The organism is Streptomyces sp. MMBL 11-1, from assembly GCF_028622875.1.
Lineage (GTDB): Bacteria > Actinomycetota > Actinomycetes > Streptomycetales > Streptomycetaceae > Streptomyces.
The window spans coordinates 6,629,230-6,646,560 of the sequence record NZ_CP117709.1; the positions used below are offsets into that span (position 1 = coordinate 6,629,230).

11 protein-coding genes and 2 pseudogenes are annotated in these 17,331 nt (G+C 71.2%); 9 read left to right on the plus strand and 4 right to left on the minus strand.

Going from position 1 to position 17,331, the window contains the following annotated elements:
* Positions 1–123 precede the first annotated feature (123 nt).
* From dxs to PSQ21_RS29440, 3 genes and pseudogenes are all read left to right on the plus strand, one after another.
* Positions 124–2,037 carry a 1-deoxy-D-xylulose-5-phosphate synthase gene (gene dxs, locus PSQ21_RS29430; RefSeq protein WP_274034335.1) on the plus strand — a complete coding sequence of 638 codons (1,914 nt, stop codon included), beginning with the start codon at positions 124–126 and terminating at the stop codon, positions 2,035–2,037.
* 193 nt (positions 2,038–2,230) lie between these two features.
* A complete protein-coding gene (locus PSQ21_RS29435) occupies positions 2,231–3,697 on the plus strand; it encodes an amino acid permease (RefSeq protein WP_274036001.1) in 1,467 nt (488 codons plus the stop codon).
* A gap of 3 nt (positions 3,698–3,700) precedes the next feature.
* Positions 3,701–3,853, plus strand: a pseudogene (locus PSQ21_RS29440) (PRC-barrel domain-containing protein); the annotation flags it as partial.
* A 20-nt stretch (positions 3,854–3,873) separates the two neighbouring features.
* Here PSQ21_RS29440 and PSQ21_RS29445 read toward each other — a convergent pair.
* Positions 3,874–4,935, minus strand: coding sequence for a PP2C family protein-serine/threonine phosphatase (locus PSQ21_RS29445; protein ID WP_274034336.1), 1,062 nt, complete (start codon positions 4,933–4,935; stop codon positions 3,874–3,876).
* A gap of 141 nt (positions 4,936–5,076) precedes the next feature.
* Between PSQ21_RS29445 and PSQ21_RS29450 the strand changes: the two are divergent.
* Positions 5,077–5,319: pseudogene (locus tag PSQ21_RS29450) on the plus strand (cation:proton antiporter); the annotation flags it as partial.
* Between the two features lie 162 nt (positions 5,320–5,481).
* On the opposite strand, the gene PSQ21_RS29455 reads toward PSQ21_RS29450, so the two are convergent.
* Together PSQ21_RS29455 and PSQ21_RS29460 are read right to left on the minus strand one after the other, a co-directional pair.
* Entirely contained in the window at positions 5,482–5,883 is a 402-nt protein-coding gene (locus PSQ21_RS29455) for an NTP pyrophosphohydrolase (RefSeq protein ID WP_274034337.1), read from the minus strand.
* Positions 5,884–5,922: 39 nt separating this feature from the next.
* Positions 5,923–7,032, minus strand: coding sequence for an LCP family protein (locus tag PSQ21_RS29460; protein WP_274034338.1), 1,110 nt, complete (start codon positions 7,030–7,032; stop codon positions 5,923–5,925).
* Positions 7,033–7,341: 309 nt separating this feature from the next.
* On the opposite strand from PSQ21_RS29460, the gene PSQ21_RS29465 reads away from it, so the two are divergent.
* The 5 genes from PSQ21_RS29465 to PSQ21_RS29485 all read left to right on the plus strand — a co-directional run bounded on the left by PSQ21_RS29465 (position 7,342) and on the right by PSQ21_RS29485 (position 16,296).
* Positions 7,342–8,463, plus strand: coding sequence for a hypothetical protein (locus PSQ21_RS29465; RefSeq protein WP_274034339.1), 1,122 nt, complete (start codon positions 7,342–7,344; stop codon positions 8,461–8,463).
* Positions 8,464–8,790: 327 nt separating this feature from the next.
* On the plus strand, positions 8,791–10,470 hold the full coding sequence (locus PSQ21_RS29470) for a stealth family protein (RefSeq protein WP_274034340.1): 1,680 nt from the start codon (positions 8,791–8,793) through the stop codon (positions 10,468–10,470).
* Positions 10,467–11,411 carry a hypothetical protein gene (locus PSQ21_RS29475; protein WP_274034341.1) on the plus strand — a complete coding sequence of 315 codons (945 nt, stop codon included), beginning with the start codon at positions 10,467–10,469 and terminating at the stop codon, positions 11,409–11,411. Before PSQ21_RS29470 ends, PSQ21_RS29475 begins: the two co-directional genes overlap by 4 nt.
* Before the next feature lie 8 nt (positions 11,412–11,419).
* Positions 11,420–14,293, plus strand: coding sequence for a stealth conserved region 3 domain-containing protein (locus PSQ21_RS29480; protein ID WP_274034342.1), 2,874 nt, complete (start codon positions 11,420–11,422; stop codon positions 14,291–14,293).
* 32 nt (positions 14,294–14,325) lie between these two features.
* A complete protein-coding gene (locus tag PSQ21_RS29485; RefSeq protein WP_274034343.1) occupies positions 14,326–16,296 on the plus strand; it encodes a PIG-L family deacetylase in 1,971 nt (656 codons plus the stop codon).
* An 18-nt stretch (positions 16,297–16,314) separates the two neighbouring features.
* On the opposite strand, the gene PSQ21_RS29490 is transcribed toward PSQ21_RS29485, so the two are convergent.
* Positions 16,315–17,280: an endonuclease/exonuclease/phosphatase family protein gene (locus tag PSQ21_RS29490; RefSeq protein WP_274034344.1), complete on the minus strand. Its 966-nt coding sequence runs from the start codon at positions 17,278–17,280 to the stop codon at positions 16,315–16,317.
* Between the last annotated feature and the right edge of the window lie 51 nt (positions 17,281–17,331).

Genomic DNA, 17,331 nt, shown 5'->3' on the forward strand with positions numbered 1-17,331 from the left:
GGGCACCTGCGCGTATCCGGCATTCCGTACGCGAACAGGGCCGCCCGATGCCCGCCGCCGCGAACGGAACATTAGACTCATCGGATCGGCACGCTCGATCAGCTCAAACGCAAGGAGGCACGGGTGGATCTGCTGACCCGCATCAAGGGACCGCGCGACCTGGACCGGCTCAGCCTCGGCGAGCTGGACCAGCTCGCCGACGAGATCCGCACCTTCCTCGTGGACGCGGTGTCCAAGACCGGCGGACACCTCGGACCCAACCTCGGCGTCGTCGAGCTCACCATCGCCCTGCACCGGGTCTTCGAGTCGCCCCGGGACAAGGTGCTCTGGGACACCGGACACCAGAGCTACGTGCACAAGCTGCTCACCGGCCGCCAGGACTTCTCCCGGCTCAAGAGCAAGGGCGGCCTCTCCGGCTACCCCTCCCGCGCCGAGTCCGACCACGACGTCATCGAGAACAGCCACGCCTCCGGGGTCCTCGGCTGGGCCGACGGGCTGGCCAAGGCCAACGAGGTCCTGAAGAAGGACGACCACGTCGTCGCGGTCATCGGCGACGGCGCGCTCACCGGCGGCATGGCCTGGGAGGCGCTCAACAACATCGCCGCCGCCAAGGACCGCCCCCTCGTCATCGTCGTCAACGACAACGAGCGCTCCTACGCCCCGACCATCGGCGGCCTGGCCAACCACCTCGCCACCCTCCGTACGACCGACGGTTACGAACGGTTCCTGGCCCGCGGCAAGGACATCCTGGAGCGCACGCCCGTCGTCGGCCGTCCACTGTACGAGACCCTGCACGGCGCCAAGAAGGGCCTCAAGGACTTCATCGCCCCGCAGGGCATGTTCGAGGACCTCGGCCTGAAGTACGTCGGCCCGATCGACGGCCACGACATCGAGGCCCTGGAATCCGCGCTCCAGCGCGCCAAGCGCTTCGGCGGCCCGGTCATCGTGCACTGCCTCACCGAGAAGGGCCGCGGCTACACCCCCGCCCTCCAGGACGAGGCCGACCGCTTCCACGCGGTGGGCAAGATCCACCCGGACACCGGCCTGCCGATCTCCACCTCCGGTCTCGACTGGACCTCCGTCTTCGGCGAGGAGATGGTCAAGCTCGGCCACGAGCGAGAGGACATCGTCGCGATCACCGCGGCCATGCTGCAGCCCGTCGGCCTCGGCAAGTTCGAGGCCGCCTTCCCGGACCGGATCTACGACGTCGGCATCGCCGAGCAGCACGGCGCCGCCTCCGCGGCCGGCCTCGCCACCGGCGGACTCCACCCGGTCTTCGCGGTCTACGCCACCTTCCTCAACCGCGCCTTCGACCAGGTCCTCATGGACGTGGCCCTCCACAAGTGCGGCGTGACCTTCGTCCTGGACCGGGCCGGCATCACCGGCACGGACGGCGCCTCGCACAACGGCATGTGGGACATGTCGATCCTCCAGTGCGTGCCCACGCTCCGGATCGCCGCCCCGCGCGACGCCGACCAGGTCCGCGCCCAGCTGCGCGAGGCCGTCGCCGTCGACGACGCGCCCACCGTGGTCCGCTTCTCCAAGGGCGCGGTCGGCCCCGCCGTCAAGGCGGTCGGCAGGGCCGGCGGCATGGACATCCTGCGGGAGCCGAAGGCCGCCCGCCCGGACGTCCTGATCGTCTCCGTCGGCGCGCTCGCCCCGATGTGCCTGGAGATCGCCGACCTGCTGGACGCCCAGGGCATCTCCAGCACCGTCGTCGACCCCCGCTGGGTCAAGCCCGTCGACGAGGCGCTCGCCCCGCTCGCCGAGCGCCACCGTGTCGTCGTCACGGTCGAGGACAACAGCCGCGCCGGTGGCGTCGGCTCCGCCGTCGCCCAGGCCCTGCGCGACGCCGGCGTCGACGTACCGCTGCGCGACTTCGGCATCCCGCCGGTCTTCCTCGACCACGCCTCGCGCGGCGAGGTCATGGCCGAGATCGGACTGACCGCTCCGGACATCGCCCGGCAGGTCACCGGCCTGGTCGCCAAGCTCGACGGCCGCTTCGAGAGCCGCGCGGTCGAGCCCGCCCGCGACTGACCCGCGATCACCTCTCCGTACGGCCGACGGGCCGGGAGAACCGCCCCTGTACGGGTGGTTCTCCCGGCCCGTTCTCGTGAAACGGACCGGATGGCGCGGTCATGCGCGGCCTGGTCCCCATCATGGCGCTCACATCGAACGCGTGGAGGCAACGCAGGTGAGCGCGCAGGTCACACCACCCCGCGGGAAGGGCATCTTCCGCACCAAGTCCGTCGAGCAGTCGATCCGTGACACCGAGGAGCCCGAGCACGCGCTGAAGAAGTCCCTCTCCGCCCTGGACCTCACGGTCTTCGGTGTGGGCGTCATCATCGGCACCGGCATCTTCGTCCTCACCGGCAAGGTCGCCAAGGAGACGGCGGGACCCGCGACCGCCCTCGCGTTCGTCGCGGCGGGCGTCGTGTGCGCGCTGGCCGCGCTCTGCTACGCCGAGTTCGCCTCCACCGTCCCGGTGGCGGGCTCCGCGTACACCTTCGCGTACACGGCCCTGGGTGAACCGGTGGCCTGGATCATCGGCTGGGACCTGGTGCTGGAGTTCGCGCTGGGCACCGCGGTGGTCGCCGTGGGGTGGTCCGGCTATGTCCGCTCCCTGATGGACAACGTCGGCTGGACGATGCCCGAAGCGCTCTCGGGGCCGGACGCGGCGGAAGGGGTCGGCTTCGACGTTCTGGCCTTCGCCCTGGTGCTGGTGCTGACCGTCATCCTGGTCGTCGGGATGAAGCTGTCCGCCCGGGTCACCTCGGTCGTCGTGGCGATCAAGGTCGCGGTCGTCCTCATGGTGATCATCGCCGGCCTGTTCTTCGTCAAGGCCGAGAACTACAGGCCCTTCATCCCGCCGGCCGAACAGCAGCCCGCGGGCTCGGGCTGGGACGCCCCGCTCGTACAGCTGATGTTCGGTTACGAACCCACAAACTTCGGCGTGATGGGCATCTTCACCGCCGCGTCCATCGTCTTCTTCGCGTTCCTCGGCTTCGATGTGGTCGCCACCGCCGCCGAGGAGACCAAGGTGCCCCAGCGCGACATGCCGCGCGGCATCCTCGGCTCGCTCCTGATCTGCACGGTGCTCTACGTGGCGGTCTCCCTCGTGGTCACCGGCATGCAGCACTACAGCGAACTGTCCGTCAGCGCCCCGCTCGCCGACGCCTTCAAGGCGACCGGGCACCCGTTCTACGCCGGTCTGATCAGCTTCGGCGCGGCGGTAGGACTCACCACGGTCTGCATGATCCTGCTGCTCGGCCAGACCCGTGTCTTCTTCGCGATGAGCCGGGACGGTCTGCTCCCGCGCTTCTTCTCCAAGACCCACCCGCGCTTCCGCACCCCGTACCGGCCGACGATCCTGCTCGGCGTGGTGATCGCGGTCATCGCCGGATTCACCAGCATCGAGGAGCTCGCCACCCTGGTGAACATCGGCACGCTGTTCGCGTTCGTCGTCGTGGCCCTCGGCGTCCTGGTCCTGCGCCGCACCCAGCCGGACCTGCCCCGCGCGTTCCGTACGCCGTGGGTCCCGCTGCTCCCGATCCTCTCGGTGGCCGCCTCGGTCTGGCTGATGCTCAACCTGCCGGTGGAGACCTGGGTGCGCTTCGGCGCCTGGATGGCGCTCGGCGTCATCGTCTACTTCGTGTACGGACGTTCCCACAGCCGGATGGCGAGAGAAGGACGCTAGGTCCTGACGCGAACAGCGAAGCATCAGGGGCGGCACCCGTGCCGAGTACGCGACAGCCGACGTCGGCGGGTCGTCGACCTCGTCATCGACGAGAACGGGAAGAGGGTCCGCTTCCTGATCCTGGAACACGGCGGCTTCCTGGGCACCGGGGAGAAGGAGACCTGCATCCGCCACGTTCACCCACGGCGGTGGCGCAGCAGAAGCATGGCCGCATCGTCCTGCGGCCCTCTGGCGTACCGGACGATATCCGTGCGCAGTGCTTCCAGCGCCGCGTCGGCGTCGGCGATGTCGAGAAGTCCGGCTCGCTCCCCCAGGGGGTAGAAGGCACCTTCCGCGTCCCGTGCTTCGGTCACTCCGTCGGTGTAGAGGAGAAGTTGCTCGCCCGGGCCGAAGTCGGCGCGGTAGGGGCGGGGCGGGTCGCCTCCGAGTGTTCCCATCCCGATGGGCAGTGCGTAGGCGGGCGGCAGGGGGAAATCGACGGAGCGGTCGGCGCGGATGATCATCGGGGCCGGGTGGCCGCAGTTCAGGAACGCGACGCGATTCTCCTCGGTGTGTATCTCGGCGAGGACCGCGGTCACGAACTTTTCTCCACCGGCGTCGCGGGCGACCGTGCGCTCCAGCCGAGCGGCGATCGCGGTCAGGCCGGGCTCATCGTGCGCGGCTTCCCGGAAGACACCCAGCACCAGGGCCGCTGTCTCCACGGCGGCGAGCCCCTTGCCCTGGACGTCCCCGACGATGACGCGAACTCCGTACGGCGACACCACGACCTCGTACAGGTCACCGCCGATACGTGACTCGGCAACCGCCGACGCGTAGGAAGCCGCCACCTGGAGACGCCCGACCCGGCGCGGCACGGGACGCTGCAACACGCGCTGGGCCACCTCGGCGATGGAGCGCGCACTGGCCAGCTCCGCCTCCCGCCGCATACGTGTGCTCGCGGCCAGAGCCCCGGCCAGCGTCACTCCGGCTACGGAAGCCATGGCCGTATAGCCACGTCGGGTGTCGAAAAGTCCGTCGTACACCCCCAGGCCGGCGCACAGCAGCAGCGCCGCGCAGCCGATGAGCACGGTGCGCCGCCACGTGCCGATCAACCCGGCGAAGGCAGGACCGAGCGAGACGAGGGGGAGGAACCCCGCCTGCGGGCCGGCCGTGAGGTCCACGGCGGCAACCACCGCCATCACCACGATGGGGAGCCAGGAAAGCACTGCCGGATCGCCTCGGCGCTTCGCAGTGATCATGACGCTCCCAGCAGTGTGACGGCCTCGGCCCGACTCGGCCGGGAACCTCTGAATTTTAGATTATGCAAAGATTCCCTGGGCTAAGGATGGGGCCACACCTGTTTATGTGATCGGTTCCCTTCCGGGCTCTCCGGACGCACGGCGGCCTGGTTCGGCCCCAAGGGCTTCGCGTCCGTGGTCCACGGGTTGCTGGTGCTCCAGGGCGGCATCCCCTCGGGGGAGGAGGCGTTCACGCTGATCGCCGTCACCATCGTCTTCTCCCTCATCGCCCACAGCAGCACGGACGTCCCGATCGCCCGCGTGTTCGACGCCGAGGAGCTCGTCGGTATCCCCGACGACGGCAAAGTGACACCGCGAAGGACGACTTCCCGCGGTACCGACTGACCGGATGAGGGTGCCGGCGAGAGCGGCTGCGGCGGGACAGCGGCCGGACGCCCGTCGCGGTGGGCGGCGACCGCCCGGCTCCGTACCGGCCGGAGTCCACCCGGCCCCCAGTTCCCTCGCCGTCCGGCGGAGGGCCGCGCCGCGATCTCTGCCGGGCGCCCTTCAGCGCTCCCGGTCCGAGGGAGGCCGTACCGTACGGGGGCCCACGCACCGGGCCCCGTACGCCTCGACCCGCCGGCGCAGCCCGCGGTCGGCGGTGACGACGACGCACTCCCGGTCCGGGCCGGTGGCTGCCGCCAGTTCGGCGATCAGATCGTCACCGCTGCCGGGGGCCGATGCGACCCGGACCCCGGCCACGGAGTCGACGCCCCGGGCGGCCCCCTCGACCACGAGCACGATCTCGGCCGGGCCGGGCAGCCCCGGCAGCCCGTTCGTCGCGTACGGGACCAACGAGTCCCGCAGCCGTACCGCGGCCCCGTGGCGGTCGCGCCACCACCCGTCGGGTACGGAACCGACCACGTTGGCGGCGTCCACGATCACCAGCACCGCTTCGTCCTCGCTCATCCCGGCAGGGTGTCACGAGCGGCGCGGCGGGACGGTGCGTCAGCCCCCGGTCGCGGGGGACTTCTTCGCGTCCTCGGGGATCGTGGTGTCCTCGCGGATCGCCTTCCACAGCTGACCCGCCTGCGGCTCGGCCGCGATCACCCGGTTCTTGTCGATCTTGTCGTACGCCACCGGCAGCATGATCGTCTCCATCGAGGCCGGGTCGACACCGTTCATCGAGCGGGCGAACTCCGCCAGCGAGGTGAGCGAGGCGAGCCCCGAGTCGGTGGTGAGCGACTTGGTGGCCGACTTGGCGATCTTGTACGAGCTCGCCGGACTGCCCAGCAGGTCCTGCGACTTGACCTCGCTCAGCAGGGCCATCAGGAACTGCTGCTGGAGCCCGATGCGGCCGAGGTCGCTGCCGTCGCCGATGCCGTGCCGGGTCCGGACGTACGCCAGGGACTCGGTGCCGTTCAGCTTCTGCGGGCCCGCGGTGAGACTCAGCCCGGAGGCCTTGTCGTCGATGTCCTGCGGTACGTCGACGGTGACGCCGCCGATGGCGTCGACCAGGTCCTTGAACCCGGCGAAGTTGATCTCCAGGTAGTGGTCGATGCGGACGCCGGACATCTTCTCCACCGTCTTCACCACACAGGCCGGACCGACCTGCGCGTAGACGGAGTTGAACATGACGCGTTCCTTGGCGGAGACCGTGGATCCGTTCTCCCCTACGCACTCGGGCCGGGTCACCAGGGTGTCGCGCGGGATGGAGACGGCGACGGCCTTCGACCGGCCCTCGGGTATGTGCACCACCATCGCGGTGTCGGAGCGGGCGCCGCTGACGGCCCCGCCGCCGCCCAGCTCCTCGTTCTCCGCCCCGGCGCGCGAGTCCGAGCCGAGGACCAGGAGGTTCTGCCCGCTGGTGGGCAGCTTCTCCGGGCGGTCCTCGCCGAGCGCCTTGTCGATGTCGACGGCCTTGATGTTCCCGTCGAGCTGGCTGTAGAGCCAGTAGACGGTGCCGCCCCCGGCGAGCAGCAGGACGAGCAGGACACCGAGCGTGATCTTGAGTCCGCGGCGGCGCTTGCGCTGGCTCCTGCGGCCGCGTGCGGGCCGGCTCCGGTGTGCGGCGCCGGAGCCGTCGTGGGTGTCCGGTGCCGTGGCGTCGTGGCTCATCCTGCGCGAGTCCTCAAATCTCATGGCCCCGGGCGGGGCGGAGTGCGGGGGACTCGGGTGGGGGGTGTGACCGGTCCGTGAATGCATGACTGACCGAGCACTATAGAACACCTGATCCCCCAACCGGAGGGGAGGGAGCGCCCGGCTCCCTCTCCCGTCTCGCCGGGGGACGCCCGGTGTCGGTTCCGCTGCGAAGTGGCGTCGGCCCTGCCGGAAAGTGAAGCCCCTGTGAAGCGTGTGACAAAATTCTGATCCGAAGGTCTGTTCGGCGTGACCTGCGGGCCGAGAAACGGGGAGAAGGGCACGGGTATGGGAGTGAGGTCCGGGCGCACCGAGCGGAGGGGTCGCCCCGTGGGCGACGGGGGTACCCGGGTGGCGGACGCGCCCGCCACCGGTCTTCGTGCGCCGGTCGTGGAGGGTCCCTGGATCGTCCTGGGCAAGGACCGGCGGCTCACCGTGTTCGCGCGCTCCGAGAAGGGGCTGCTGCGCTGGACGCAGAGGGTCGCCGCGGGGGACGAGTGGGCCGGTCCCGAGGTCATCGGCACCCCGCGGCTGTCGCACCTCTCGGTGGTGCAGGGAGCCGACGGCTTCGTGCGCTTCATCGGCCGGCGGGTCTCGGCGGAGGGCCGGGCCACGGGAGTGGTGCACGCCGTCCAGTACCAGACGGGCCGCCCGGTGACCGAGTGGAAGCCGGTGGGCAACCCGCACAAGGACGCGGGCGCCGCGGGGCGCATCGGCGTTCCGGCGGCGGCCGTGAGCGGCTCCGGGCGCGTCCACGTCTTCGTCGCCAACGCCGGGGGCGGGGTGTCGATGCGGCGCGAGGACGCGAAGGGCGCGTGGGAGCCCTGGCGCGACCTCCAGGGGAGCGACGCGTACGACGGTGCGGTCGCCGTCGCCACCGCGTCCGGCCGGGTCGAATACCTCGCGCCGGGCGACGGCGCGGCCATGCGCTGGCAGCAGGGGCAGCCGGACGGCGGCCTCGACCGCTGCCTGGACCTGCAGATCTCGGTGACCCCCGGCAGCGCGTCGGCGGTGGAGACCGCGCCCGACCGGTTCACGTACTACTGGGCCGATGCCGCGACGGGCGCCCTGTTCGCCCACCGTCCGGGTACCTGGGTCATCCCGTTGGGCGGCGGGCCGGCCGAGGGCCGGATAGCCGCGCTGCGCGTCTGGCTCGACGGCTACGACTGCACGGTGCTGGCCCACCGGACCCCGCAGGGCGAGGTCCTGCTCGCCGCCTGCGGCACGGAGAACGAGGGAGGCGGCGTCTGGTGGTCGGCCACGGCCGAGCGGAGCGCCCGGCCGCCCGCCCTGGCCTGTGACGCCGAAGGGCGCGTGGTGCTCGCGCTGTTCGGCGAGGACGGGGCGTTGCGCATCGCGCGCCAGGCCGCGGAGCCGGGGCTGGCGATGGCGCCGTCCTCTCCCGTCTGAGCCCGCTGCCTCCTCTCGATCCAGCTCTTGTCAGCTTCATCACAAACGTGAAGAACAAGTGATCGCGAGTGGACAAAGAATGGCGCTGATGTGAACATCGGACGGCGGCCTGTCTTCTGTCACCGACAGCGTCCCGCGTGACGGAACTTTCGGTGGGGCGAAAGAGTGAGACGGGGCTTCGGCTCCTGTTCAACGGGGCGGGCTAATTTTGTGAGCGTCAACAATCCTGAGACCAGTGCGCTGGTATCGACATATAGATCTTTGGTGCCGGTGCGGGCGCGTCGGCGACTCGTTCGCCGTGTCCCCGCCCCCTGGCGCAACATGGTCATGCATCTGCTCGCGAGCTTCGACTCGGCCCGCTCCGCCGTGGTGGTCCGGGCGCTGGGCGGGCGGAGCAATCCCGCGCGGCACAGCCCCGACGCCTCACTGCGCGTCGTGCGGATCCAGGGCAAGCACGCGCGGGCCGTGGTGGTCCGCGGCGCCACCGAATGGGCCGCGCGCGCCAGGAACCTCCACATGCTCGTCGCCGTGCTGGAGGAGGCGGAGATCGATCACTTCGCCGTCCGCGGGACCTCCCAGAACCTTCCGTGCGTCGCGGTGCCGGCCCGGCTGCGTGCCGACGTCGAAGAGGTGCTGCAGCTCGCCTTCGGCCGCAACCCCGGCTACGTCGCCCAGGAGAACGGCGGCCAGGCCCGGTCGGGCGCGTCCGCCAAGACCTGGCGGCGGCTGCGCTCGCACCCCGTGCTCCGGCTGTCCTGGAACGTCTGCGACCCCACCGGCCATCTCGTCTTCGGCCCCGCGTCCGGCTGCGACCTGGAGTTCTGGGACGAGAACGAGGGCGACCTCTGCGCGCCGCGGCCCAACACCGTCGTCACCCAGATCCCGGTCGACACGGAGTTCCGCACGGCCGAGCAGAAACTGTTCAGCCCGGTGCCCGGCCCGTACCACACGGGGCACACCCGGACCGTCGCGGACTTCACGGCCCGGCTGCCGACCGACCACGCCTTCCCGATCGACGTCGTCTACACCTGGGTCGACGACTCCGACACCGTATGGCGCGCCGAGAAGGACGCCGTACGGCGGTCCCTGACCGCGGACAGCGACCAGCTGCACGAGCAGGCCGACAACGGCGCCCGCTACACGAGCCGCGACGAACTCCGCTACTCCCTGCGCTCCATCCACCAGTACGCGCCCTGGGTGCGCAACATCTTCCTGGTCACCGCCGGGCAGACCCCGGGCTGGCTCGACACGGACGTCCCCGGCCTCACCGTGGTCGACCACCGGGAGATCTTCTCCGACCCGGCGGCCCTGCCGACCTACAACTCGCACGCCATCGAGAGCCAGCTCCACCACATACCCGGCCTCTCCGACCACTTCCTCTACCTCAACGACGACGTGTTCTTCGGGCGGCCCGTGCAGCCCGGACACTTCTTCCATCCCAATGGCCTGACCAAGTTCTTCCTGTCCAAGGCGCTGATCCCGTCCGGGAACGTGGCCCCCGAGGACCTCCCGGTCAACGCGGCGGGCAAGAACAGCCGCGGTCTGATCGCCCAGCAGTTCGGCACGGTCATCTCCCAGAAGATGAAGCACACGCCGCACGCGCTCCGGCGCACCGTCCTCACGGAGATCGAGCACATCTACGCGCGGGCACACTGGGTCACCCAGCACTCGCGCTTCCGATCGCCGCACGACATCCCCATCGCCTCCTCGCTGCACCACTACTACGCCTACCACCTGGCCCGGGCCACGCTCGCGGACCTCCGGTACGTCTACATCGACATCGGCGAGGAGAAGGCCCAGGGGCGGCTCAACCGCCTCGTCGTCCAGCGGAACTTCGACACGTTCTGCATCAACGACACCGTGGTTCCCGAGGATCCAGACGCCCAGGAGCGCATGGTGCGGCGGTTCCTCGACACCTACTTCCCCGTGCCGAGCCCCTTCGAGCTGCACGGGTCGCACGGCGCGCCCACGCGCCGCACCCACGAACTCGGACGGAGCTCCGGATGACGCGGCGACGCGCACAACTGGGCGCCGCCCGGCGCCGGCTGGAGGTCCGCGCCGCGGCGCTGCGCTCCCGTCTGATTCTGCGGGTCTTCCTGCCGCTGCGCTCCGGCCGTACGGCGCGCCTGCGGTACGCCGCCGTGCTCGACGGCCACACCGTCAACCTGCACGCCGAACTGCCGGGCTCGGCCCGGCTCCCCGACAGTGCGCACCTCGTGCTGGGCAACGGGCGGCAGCGTCACGAGAGCCCCGCCCGGGTCTACGAGGGCCCCGACGGCGGGCTGTTGATGGACGCGGTCGTGCTCCTGGGGGCCGAGGTGGGCGGCGCCCCGGTCGGCGCCGGGCGCAGACCGCTGCGCCTGCGGCTGTCCCACGGCCGACGGACCCGGCAACTGCCGTTGCTGCTGGTGGAGTTGCCCGTCCCTTACGAGGGCCCCACGAAGCCGATGACGGCGTCCGGTGTGACCGGGCAGCGCCACCGGATCGGCCGTTCGGTCACCGGCAACGCGCGCGTCGTCACCTCGGACGCCCGGCCCGGCGCGGAAGTGGTCAAGGTGCACATCACCCACGCGGGCGTCGCCGTCGACTTCCGGGTCCTCGGCGCCCGGATCGGCGAACCCCGGGCGGAGTTCCTCGCCTCGGGCCGCCGGCTCCAGCAGCCGGTGACGGTGGGGGAGGACGGGATCACCCGGGTCGAGGTCCCGCTGGAGAGCATGGCGCCCCGACGCAACAGGCCCGAGCACTGGGACGTGGTGGTGAGCGACGCGTCCGGCTCCGGGCTCCGGCTCGGCCGCCGCCTGCACGACGTACGCAACCCCCTGCGGGTCTTCGCCATGCGCACCACCGTGATCGCTCCTCCCGGCCACCCGCCGCTCCTCGTCCAGCCCCGCTACACCCCCGCGGGCAACCTCCGCATCACCTGCACACCGATGCCAGAAATCGGCTGAAAGACCCTATGAAGATCACCTTCCTGCTCACCACCGCCGACGCCGTGGGAGGGACCGAACGGGCTGTTTTCAACCAGGCCTCGGAACTCGCCGTCCGGCACGACGTCCGGGTCCTGAGCGTCTTCAAGTCCAAACCGGCGCAGTTCTTCTCGCCGGACGAGCGGGTCCGCGTCGACTACCTCGTCGACCTCACCGGTCCGGTGCAGCGCCCCCTGCGCCCCACCGGTGTGGACGACGCCGTGTGGGCGCAGCTGTCCGCACAGCCCAGCCGGGTGGTGGACCGCGCCTGGGAGGCCGCGTTCAACCGGCTCTCCGACCTGGAGCTCGGGCTGGCGCTCCAGGACAGCGACACCGACGTGCTGATCACCACCACCCCGGCCCTCATGGCGCTCGCCGTGCACCTCGCGCCGTCCCGCGTGGTCACCGTGCACCAGGAGCACCGGGTCTCCGAACTGCGCGGTACGAGCGGTGAACCGCTCCTGCGGCACTCGGCGAGACTCGACGCGCTCGGCGTCCTGAGCGAGCGGACCCGTGAGTGGTTCGCCGAGACGCTGGGGGCCGGTGCGCCCCGGCTGGAGGTCGTGCCGAACGCCCTTCCCAGCGGCTATCGTCCGAAGTCCACCCTGGAGACGCGGACCGTCGTCATCGCCGGACGCCTCGTCGGCGAGAAGCAGATCGACCACGCCGTAACGGCCTGGGCGACGATCGCCCCGCGCCACCCCTCGTGGACCCTGCGGATCTTCGGGGACGGGCCGCTCAGTGGCGCCCTGCGCCGCCAGATCGACTCCCTCGGCCTGCACGACAGCGTCCAGCTCAACGGCAACTCGCCGCACCTCGCCGAGGAGTGGGCCAAGGCCAGCATCGCCCTGCTGACCTCGCGCAACGAGGCCTTCGGCCTCGTGCTGGCCGAGGCGCAGGCAGCGGGCGTCCCCGTCGTCTCCTACGACTCGCCCAACGGGCCCCGCGAAGTGGTCATGGACGGCCACTCCGGGCTGCTCGTGCCGACCGGTGACATCGACGCGCTCACCGCCTGCCTGCTGCGGCTCATCGAGGACGCGTCGCTGCGCCACCGGATGGGCGCCGCCGCCCTGGGCTCCGTCGAACGCTTCGCCCCGGCCGTCGTGACCGCCCGGTGGGAACACATCTTCTCGGAACTCCTCGCCGAGCGGGACAGTGGCCGCCGTGACATCGCCAAGGCCGAACGGCAGGCCATGCACGAGCTGGTCAGCGGCGCGGACGGCGGGGTGCCCGCCGCCTCCCCGGCCCCGGCCGGCACCGTGCGCAGCGGCGCGGCACAGGCGCTGGAGCGCCGACTCCTCAAGAGCGTGCGCGGACTGGTCCGCGACGGCGGGCAGCTGTGCAGACCCCTGGAGTGGGAGTCCCCCTGGGACATCGTCCAGGCCAACCTCGCCCTCGCGGCCAACGCCCTGGAGAGCGCCGGCGTCCCCTACTTCGTGGTGCGCGACTCCCTGGTCCGCCACACCGTCGCCGTGCACGCCACCTACCGCCAGGCCGTACTGAAGGCCCTGGCCGGCGCCTACGGCGACCAGGCGGTCTACGTGTCGGTGCTCAACGAGAACCAGAACTCGGTCGCCACCGTCCTCGCCGGGATGGTGGACCAGTACCTCGACACGCCCGGTTCCGGCGTCCGCGTCTACCAGAGCGCGGTGTCCCGTTCCCGTACCCTGCGTCTCGGCGCGGTGTACGGCTGCACGATCTCGTTCTGGGACGAGGATCCGGAGGATCCGGCGTTCTTCGTCTCCCCGGCCCGTACCTCCGTCGGGACGCGCCTGCCCAAGCAGTCGATGGTCCGCAGCCCGCTGCCCCTGGCCGGCCGTGACTACCCGTCGATCACCCCCTTCACCCAGCCCCTCCACGGCGACGTCAACTTCCCCGTGGACGCCGTGTACACCTGGGTCGACGGATCCGACGTGCACTGGCTGGACCGGAAGAACGCCGTCCTCGCCGGGATGGGCATGCAGACCGAGGACGCGGCCACCAGCGCGGCCCGGTTCCGCGACCGCGACGAACTGCGCTACTCGCTGCGCTCCATCGACATGTACGCGCCCTGGATCCGGAACATCTACCTGGTGACGGACCAGCAGGTGCCCTCCTGGCTGGACACCTCCCACCCCCGGGTGCGAGTGGTCGACCACCGCGAGATCTTCGAACGGCGCGGCGCGCTGCCGACGTACAACTCCCATGCCATCGAAAGCCAGCTGCACCACATCGAGGGACTGGCCGAGCACTTCCTCTACTTCAACGACGACGTGTTCGTCGGCCGGACGCTCCAGCCGAGCATGTTCTTCCACAGCAACGGCCAGGCGAAGCACTTCATGTCGCCCACCGCCGTGCCGATGGCCCCGGCCAGCTACGCCGACGAGTTCAACATCGCCGCCGCCAAGAACAACCGGGCGCTCATCGAGGCGACCTTCGGCCAGGTGCTGGCCCACTCCTTCCTGCACGCCCCGCATCCGCTGCGCCGCAGCGTGCTGGAGGAGATGGAGGGCTACTACCAGGAGGCCATGGCGACCACGGCCGCCAACCAGCTGCGCAGCCACAGCGACCTCTCGGTGGCGTCGTCGCTGCACCACTACTACGGGTTCCACACCCTGCGCAGCGTCCCCGGCAGCATCTCCTGCGGATTCGTCAACGTCGGCCTGAGCGACCACAAGCCGCGCCTCAACCGCATCCTGACCGCCCGGCCGCACGACGTGTTCTGCCTCAACGACTTCCACGACGGGGACGTCCCGGAGGAGGAGCAGGACGCGATCCTCACGGCCTTCCTCCCGAGCTACTTCCCCATCGCCAGCCAGTTCGAGACCGGTTCGGAGCGCAACCAGCGACACCGCGCCGGCTACCTGCCCGGGTGGCCGCTGTGACCGGCCAGGCCCCACCGCGAGGGAGACGCAGCATGGACAGCACCTCATCCATCCTCCAGATCGTCGCGCACCCCGACGACGACCTGTACTTCATGAACCCCACCGCCTTCCAGGCGATGAAGGCGGGTGTCCGGACCACCACGGTCTACCTGACCAGCGGGGACGCCCAGGGCGAGAACCCCCGCCCCTGGTCGACCGAACCCGTCGTCGCGGACCGGGAGGCCTACGGCAAGGCCCGGCAGAACGGACTCAGGGCCGCGTACGCCGCGATGGTGCTGGGCGACCGCACCGCCGCCTGGACGAGTGGCACCTGGCAGACCGCGGACGGCGGACTCGCGGAGGTCTACTCCCTGGCCGCCGCCCCGTGGGTCACGCTGTTCTTCCTCAACATCCGCCAGCACGGCACGCCCGAGGGCCCCTCCCGGAGCCTGCACGTGCTGTGGCGCGGGGAGGCCGAGCGGGTGCCGACGCTGGTGCCCCGGGGCGGGCTGGTGGGCGACGTCTTCTGGTACACGCGCCCGGGTGTCGTGGCGACCCTCGTCAACCTGATGGAGATCGTCCGGCCGACGGTGATCCGCACCATGGACCCCGACCCCGACCGGCTCGTCCACGACGAGAACTTCCCCCAGCGCCACGACTACGGGGATCTCAGCGACCACTGTGACCACACGGCCGCCGCGCTGTTCAGCTGGACCGCCATCAGCCAGTACCGCGGTCCCGCCGAGGGCAGACACTTCGCCGTCGAGGCCTTCCGCGGCTACTACAACGAGCGGTGGCCGCACAACCTCAGCCCCCAGGCCGTCTCGCTGAAGGAGTTCTTCCTCAACATCTACGGCGCCGCCGACGGGTACGACTGCGGCGACCCGGCCGGCAGCGGCGACTACGCCGTCGGCCTCAACTCACGGGGCCCCGGCTGGGTCCAGAGCACCACCCCGCGCTACCCCGGGACCGGCGACTGGCTGCGCCCCGACGCGCGGGGACGGCTGACGGCCTTCGCCGTGATCGACCAGCAGGCGGCGGTCTGGGTACAGGCCCAGCCCGGCGGGGACCAGTGGCGCGGCCCCTTCCTGCTGGGCGGTGCTCCGCTCGCGCCCGGACTCGCCGTGTCGCTGACCCCGGACGGCCGGTGGCAGATCTTCGCCGAACGGCTCTCCTACCTGGCCCACGACGACGCGCACGGACGGGAGATCGTCACGCTCGAACAGGCCGTCCCCGACGGCCCGTTCGGCGAATGGGGGACCCTCGGCAACCCCTCGGCGGCCGATCCCCGCCGGGACCGTCACCTGGGAGCGCCGGTCGTGACCCGGGACGGCAAGGGACGCCTGCACCTGTTCGTGCGCAATGCCGGGCAGGGCGTCCACTCACGCGTCCGGGCGGCCGACGGGAGCTGGGGCGAGTGGACCGACCTGCGGGGGTTCGACGTTCAGGAGGGGCTGTCCGCGCTCACGGCGCGCGACGGATCCGTCGAGCTGTTCGCCTCCAGCCGCGAGGGGGTCTTCCACTGGAGCCAGGACACCATCGACTCGCTCCCCTCGCGCGCCCCGAGGTTCAAGCTGAGCGTGCCCGCCGGCCCGCCGACCGCCCTCGTGCAGCCCGGAGGCCGGGTGATGGTCGTCTTCCGGAAGCCGGGCGACGGCCGGCTGATGCTGGCGGAGGAGGACACGCCCGGCGGCCGCTGGGCGAAGCCCGCCGCACCGATCGGCGGCCGGGGCGGCTTCGGCCCGGTGGCGGCCGCCGCGAGCACCTCGCCGGAGACCGGCACACTCCTGGTGACCCGGAGTGACCTGGGCGGGCTGGCCTACCGCTTCCACCCGGACGACTCGCCGTGGCAGGAGCTGTCGACCGCCGAGCTGGGCGGCACGGTGGTGGGCACCCCGGCGACCTCCTTCGACTCGGCCGGCCGGGCCGTGGTGGCCGCCCTCGGCAACGACGGGCGACTCCACGTGACGACGCAACTCGCGCCCGGCCGGGGCGGCTTCGGCCCCTGGACGGCGATCGGCTGAACTGCCCGTACGGGCAGCTCAGGCGCCCGTACGGAGGTCGGCGTAGACCGGGGCGTGATCGGAGTAACCGTCCGGCTCCGGACCACCGGGTTCGTTGGGCGTGGTGTCCATGAGGCTTTCGCCGACCTCGCAGTCGACGAGCGGATCCGCCACGCCCGGCGGGCTGTCGAAGAAGATGTGGTCGAGCTCGTGGAAGGCGTGGGCCCGCTTCTCGCGGTCCCACGCGTGATAGGTCGCCACGCCCTCGCCGCTCCCGTCCGCCCCCGGGCACACCGCGTACGACGAGACGAGCGGGCCCAACTGGGGGGCGGCGGCGTTCCGGTTGAAATCGCCGGTGAGGACGGCGGGCCGGTCCTCCCGGCCCACGAAGGCCCGTACCGCCGCGATCTGTTCCCGGACGCGCGGTTCCTCACCGGGCAGGATGTGGGTGGTGCAGGGGGTGTACGCCCAGCCACTCACCCGTACGCACAGCACCGGCAGGGTCTGCCCGCTGACGCCCTCCGGGTCCGGGGGCAGCGCGTTCTTCGACCGTGCCCGCTCGATCTCGCCGCGGACGGCCACCGCCACGCCCAGGTCGCCCGACAGACCGTCACGGCACCGCGTCTCGCCGTCCGGCCGGGCGCCCTCGGCATGCCGGAAGGACCAGCCCGGCCCCAACGCCGACCGGAGCAGGGCCATATGACTGCCCGGCGCACCCCCGCAGACCTCCTGCAGGGTGATCACGTTCGCGTCGCGCTCCCGCGCCAGGGCGGCGATCTTCTCGGCCTTCTTCTCCGGACGGTCCCGCAGCGGGCAGTAGCCGGACTGGCCGCGCTCCCCGCCCGCCTCTCCGCAGATGTTCCAGGTGATGACCCGCAAGGTCTTCGGCACGCTCGCCGACGGCCTGTCCGAGCCTCCCGCGGACATCACCCACACCCCCGCCGCGACCAGCGCGGCCAGCAGGGCGGCGCCCGTCAGGGCAGCGCCGTGAACGGTGACACGCATGGGACTCCTCGGACGGCGGAAACGGAGCTCTCATGGTGTCACAGCAGGTCA